Origin of the sequence: Fuchsiella alkaliacetigena, from assembly GCF_023227765.1 — a bacterium.
Classification (GTDB): domain Bacteria; phylum Bacillota; class Halanaerobiia; order Halobacteroidales; family Acetohalobiaceae; genus Fuchsiella; species Fuchsiella alkaliacetigena.
On the sequence record NZ_JALKBZ010000088.1, the window covers coordinates 1 to 5,597 of the forward strand.

Annotated in this window: 7 protein-coding genes and 1 riboswitch; of the genes, 1 reads left to right on the forward strand and 6 read right to left on the reverse strand. The window is 31.8% G+C overall.

What is annotated here, in order from left to right; translation table 11 throughout:
• The first annotated feature begins 53 nt into the window (after window positions 1-53).
• Complete coding sequence (locus MWH30_RS13325; protein WP_248664587.1) at window positions 54-437, forward strand: helix-turn-helix domain-containing protein; 384 nt, start codon at window positions 54-56, stop codon at window positions 435-437.
• 54 nt (window positions 438-491) lie between these two features.
• On the opposite strand, the gene MWH30_RS13330 is transcribed toward MWH30_RS13325, so the two are convergent.
• The 6 genes from MWH30_RS13330 to MWH30_RS13355 form a co-directional block, all read right to left on the reverse strand.
• Entirely contained in the window at window positions 492-1,643 is a 1,152-nt protein-coding gene (locus MWH30_RS13330; RefSeq protein WP_248664588.1) for a hypothetical protein, read from the reverse strand.
• A gap of 123 nt (window positions 1,644-1,766) precedes the next feature.
• Window positions 1,767-2,531 (reverse strand): patatin-like phospholipase family protein, encoded by a 765-nt coding sequence (locus MWH30_RS13335; protein WP_248664589.1) that lies wholly within the window; start codon window positions 2,529-2,531, stop codon window positions 1,767-1,769.
• A gap of 167 nt (window positions 2,532-2,698) precedes the next feature.
• Window positions 2,699-3,565, reverse strand: a complete 867-nt coding sequence (locus MWH30_RS13340; protein ID WP_248664590.1) for a diacylglycerol/lipid kinase family protein — start codon at window positions 3,563-3,565, stop codon at window positions 2,699-2,701.
• Between the two features lie 444 nt (window positions 3,566-4,009).
• Window positions 4,010-4,093, reverse strand: a riboswitch (cyclic di-GMP riboswitch).
• Window positions 4,094-4,313: 220 nt separating this feature from the next.
• A complete protein-coding gene (locus MWH30_RS13345; protein WP_308221624.1) occupies window positions 4,314-4,892 on the reverse strand; it encodes a DDE-type integrase/transposase/recombinase in 579 nt (192 codons plus the stop codon).
• Window positions 4,889-5,038, reverse strand: a complete 150-nt coding sequence (locus tag MWH30_RS13350) for a hypothetical protein (protein WP_248664592.1) — start codon at window positions 5,036-5,038, stop codon at window positions 4,889-4,891. Before MWH30_RS13350 ends, MWH30_RS13345 begins: the two co-directional genes overlap by 4 nt.
• A gap of 80 nt (window positions 5,039-5,118) precedes the next feature.
• Window positions 5,119-5,376, reverse strand: a complete 258-nt coding sequence (locus MWH30_RS13355) for a transposase (RefSeq protein ID WP_248664593.1) — start codon at window positions 5,374-5,376, stop codon at window positions 5,119-5,121.
• Between the last annotated feature and the right edge of the window lie 221 nt (window positions 5,377-5,597).

Below are 5,597 nucleotides of genomic sequence, written 5' to 3' on the forward strand. Positions count from 1 at the left end.
CACAAACCCTGCTATATCAAGGTTTCTGACCTCTAAATAGTTATTTTATACCTATGAACTGTCGAACTCGGGTAAAAAAAGCTAGGCTCATCCAAGGTTGGAGCAAAAGAAAGTTAGCTCGTAAAGCTAAAACTGATTCGAGTAGTTTAGCAGCTTACGAGCAGGGTAATAGAGATATCAGTCTTAAAATGATGAAAAGATTAGCAACTGCGCTTGAAGTTACGGTTGGCTGGCTTGGTGGTTTCTATTGTCTACCCGAAGAAAACTTAGCTCAAAAAGTTAAAAAATATAGATTAATTAAAGCTTGGACTCAAAAAGAAATGGCCCAGAAAATAGGTTTAGGTAGAACTACAATCCAGAAAATAGAATCTGGACAAACAAAAAATCCAAACCAAACAACTATGAATAAACTCAAAAACATAATTTTCAAATTTTAAATTAACTCGTAGAGTTTTCTGCTGAAAACTAAATTTTAAAACTTGAAAATTTCTTTATTCCAAACCTATCTTCCATTCGTCAAAAGCTATAACTTCAAGGATATAAACACCTGACTGAGGCAGTTTAATACTATCATTATAAGGGTCAGTAGTCTCAACAATGCTTCTTTTATTAACATTTCCATACCACATTATTACTTCAAAATAATCTCCTTTTTGATTTGCTTCAATATTTATTACACTTGGCTCTCCCTTAATAGCTATTAACTCATTCCCAGTTCCAGAAATTTCAACTGGCGGCTTAACAATATCATCAATTCTACTTATTTGTGGTAAAGATATTAGCTGCCAATTACCTGGAAGTTCAATTTCTAGATGCATAGTTTCTGCTTTGGGCTTAAAATACATCAGCTCTCTGCCTCTATACGAAGCACCATCATCTATAATATTTTCAGTTTTATCTCCCCCCTCATTATAGCCTATAACTGAAGAATTTCTAGTTCCTAAATTGCCATGAAGAGCTAAAATACCAGTTTTATATTCTTCACTTAATTTTATATATTCATTCCCTCTTCCTTCATAAACAAAATAATCTATCCCTTCCTGCATTCTTTTTATTTCTGAATGATCTCTCTCCTCTTCTTCTAAATCATCTGTTTCTTCTATATCGTCATCTTCTTCCTCGGATGAACCTGGCGTTGCTTGGACTTTCCTTGAACTCTCTATTTTTATGTCTAAACTTGTAATTTCTAATTTGCTTATAAGATTAGACCAAGACCAATCTATACTCCCACCAACATAAAAATCAGAATCAGCTGTATTATAACCACCTTCTACATTTAAAAACCACGAATCTGATAATTGATAAACATATCCACCACCAACTCCAAAACCTACTTCACCTTCATCAGTAGTACCTTGATCTTCTTTTATGACTACTGATAAATCAACAAAAGGACCATTATTTTTATCTAAATAACGCCTATGCCCAAGCCTAGTAATAGCTTTTTCTTCATTTTTACGTTCTGTTTTAAGGTCAAGATAAAAAGAATTATTAGTCCTAAAATATTCTATCAACTTAATTCCCATTCTATCTTCTCCAAAAGAAAAGCCACTTCTCCATTCTGCATTAGCTTTATTTCCTACACTTAAAAGTAATGTTAAAGCAAAAACTAATATTAGTATGTTTTTAAAGTTAATTTTCAACTATATCACTCCCAGCACCCTTAATTATATTCTACAATTATCTATTGAACCCTCTATTTATCATTGATAAAACTGGCAGTGATATATCATTTCAATCTTATTACAAAAATATATAGACTACGATTAATAAGACCAGAAAAGTTCAATATTCAAATTACTACAGTAATCATATCCGATTTCAAATAATTTATCTGCATGCTTGGTATCTAAAATGTGAAAGTCTTTTAATCCCTTAGGTTCAATAAATAGATCACACTTTCTTTTCATCTCTTTATTCTTTCCGCTTACACTTAGTTGGAATGTTCTAAGAGCTATCTCAACTAAATTATCTATTTTTTCTGTCCTTTCAATAGGCATAGCATTAACAGCTATAATTTTATCACAACTACCAAGCAGAGGTTTTATAGGTAAATTATCAAATAAACCACCATCTACATAAAGACGACCATCTATTTTTACTGGTGAAAAAAGGACAGGAATAGAAGCCGAAGCTTGAATAATTGAAATTAAAGGACCTTCATTTAAATATTCAACTTTTCCCTCATTTAAATCTGAAATTGCTATATAAAAGGGGATTTCTAATTCAGAAAAAGCTTGTTTATCTAAATGTTTCTCAAGTTTATCTCTTAAATTATTTAAGCTTAACAAACCATTAATAGGTAAATTAGCCTTAGCATAGTCAGTAAACTTATTTTCTTTCATAATTGCCATTACTTCATCAGCTTTTTTTCCAGAAGCAATGAAAGCACCAACGATTGCCCCAGCACTAACACCAGAAATAATATCTGGAGTTATTCCTTTCTCTTCTAAAGCTTTAAGTACTCCTAAATGAGCAAATCCTCTTGCTCCGCCTCCACTTAAAGCTATTCCAATCTTTTCATTTTCCATCTTACTTCCTCCTACAATGATAAAAATAATTTATCCTTTTAAGCTTCTTAATTAAATATTATAATAACTAGCTTGTCATACTAATAGAAATCAACTGACCTTTATTAACACAATAATTAAAATTAATTTCCTCAGCTGACTTTCTCAATCCTGAGGAACAATTACTTTCATAGCCTTAGGTTCAAGAGTAAAATGCAACTCTTCAGCAAAAAAACCTCTCCCTCCATTTGCAAAGGCAGCTCTTTTGCTACTTCTAATTTAACCTCTCGAGAACGATAAATATTTACCTGATCTAACTTCTTATGCTCAGCAGTTAACAACTTAGGTAAGTGATAAAGAGTTTCTAACTTTCCTAGAGAATCAATTACACAAACATCAAATAAACCATCATCTTGAATAGCATCAGGAACTAATCTAATCCCGCCTCCGCAGCATTGTCCAATTCCTACTGCAACTAAAGTAGGAGTACAATGCAGTGTCTGTTCATCCATAGATATTTTCATTTGCACAGGCTGATAAGAAAATAAAACTTTAAAGATAGCTAAAAGATAGGGCCAGGGCCCGGGTAAAAACTTATTACGCTGATTTATTTCATTACCAACAGCTCCATCAAAGCCAACCCCCACCAAATTCACGAAATATCTATTCAATACCTTACCTAAATCGATAGCTCTACACTCACCTGTTAATATTTCTGCACAAGCCTTTTCAATCTCTTTAGACATTCGTAAGGTTCTAGCAAAATCATTGCCGGTTCCGGCAGGAATAGTTGCCAGCTTAGCTTCTGTTCCCACTAGACCATTGGCGACTTCATTAACAGTTCCATCTCCCCCTACTGCCACTACTACCTCAGCTCCATTTTTGACAGCCTTTCTGGCAGCAGTTGTAGCATCTGCTGCACCTGTGGTAACATAAGTTTTAAAAGAACAGTTATTTTCTCTGAAAATCTTTTCAACTTGCGATAGTATCTTATTTGTTTTACCATTGCCAGCTGCAGGATTTGCAATTAATTGATAGTTTAGATCATTTTTCAAATTAACCATCCTTTATTTTATTGAGCATTATAAATAAGGTCGGCTTAATTAATACCTATTTTATAAAAGATTTTCTCAATTTTCAAAGTTAAAATAAATAATCAAAAGATCAGTCAATTAATTGACCGATCTTTTTTATTCCTTCTAATTCAATGCTAATATTCTTTTTATCAAAATTTGTTAGCTTTAATAAATAATATAGGATATATAATCCAACTCAATAAAAGAAATGAAATTATTCCCTTTAGATTAATACTTATCATTTTATAATCACTTATCAAATGATAAGCAATTATTAATAAGTTGAGTATTATTCCTGCTAAATATATCTTAATTATTAGATTCAAAGCCATCACTCCAATCTTTTTTTATTTAATCCTTCCCTACTTTAACAGAGGTTTTTAATTGTATATAATTAAAAAGTCCCTAAACCTCAAATAAATAAAGGTCTAGGGACGGTTTCACCACTAGCTCCATATAGCCCAGGTGTCCAAATATAGACTATATTTCATCGCTTTCCCACATTCATTAATTATTTAGTTTTTAACTTAAATAATCTCTACTTCTATATAATATGCACTCTATATTAAATTAGTTCTATACTTTCTAATAAAAACCTTCATAATTTTTAAAATTTATAATAGTTTATCTAAACCGGTTAATTGATCATAATACGTAAAAATCCTCTCTTTTTAAAGAGAGGATTAATCAAACCACATTATAATTTACAAAAAACTACTGATGCTAATTATTCTATTTTTCTACTCAAACTGCATTGTTTCTGAAAAATCAAGTATATTTTAAAAATAATTTCATCTGCTTTACGTGTATATTTATCATAAGGAGTAACAAACTCTATTCCCTGGTGTAAACGACTGTGATTATAGGTTTCTATAAAGTTAGCTATATCTTCTTTAGCTTCATAGAAACTGCTGTATTTTTCTTTAATGTACACATTTTCATGTTTAATTGTTTTATGGAATACTTCTATTTTACCGTTACTTTCTGGGTGTCTAACTGCTGTACGAATATGTTTAATATCTAGCTCGCTTAAAAATTCTTTGAAATCATTGGAAACTAATTGAGTTCCATTGTCGCTAATTAAAGCAGGTTTTTGCTCTTCAGCTACTTCATAAAGATCAGCTTTAAATAGTGCTTTACTCACTACATCTTTGACATCATTAGTAGTCATAGTAAGGGATAATTTACTGCTAACTATACAACGAGAATAACCATCTAAGACACTTATTAAATAAGCGTGATCGTCTTTAACTGGAATATAAGTAATATCTATATGCCACATTTGATTAGGCTTTTGAACTTCTATTTTACCATCTCTTCCTCTAAAAGCTTATGAGGACGAGAAGCAGGGGTAGAATTATGGTTTCTAAGTCCATCTAGACCATTGACATCAAAGCGACGTTTCCAACGATGATAACGGTCGGGGGTTAAGCTGTGCTTTTTCACAGGCATCCTTAATATTAAGCTCTGATTCTTCTATAATATCCATTAACTCCCGCTTTTCATTGGCAGAAAACCATTGACCTTTAAGATCACCATGAAGCTCTAAATGCCGTTTTTTTTAGAATCTGGAGCTCGGTAGAAAGCTCCACAACTGTTTGTTCTAGTCTGATTTTTTCTTGTTCTAGCTTTTCTTTTTCAGGATCTCTTTTGTTCTTATGTTGAAATACACTATCAGCTGAACTAAGTAATTTCTTTTTCCATTGATAAAACTGATTTTCATAAATACCATGTTGACGACAAGTTTCAGAAATATTATCGTTTTGTAAGGCTTCTAAAACAATTTGCATCTTCTCTTAGGGAGATCGCTTCTTGTGCTTGTTCATTAACATCTTCCTCCTTCTAGTTATATTTTGAAGGAAGAAAACGACAATTATACCATGACTATGAAAAAGATTTTCAAATTTGCTTCATAGGCTCAGAAACATTATAAGATTTACTGTTAGGACATTTGTCCTGTTAAAAGCTCAGTTTTTCTTACAATTTAAATAGACCGCTACTTCTTAATATG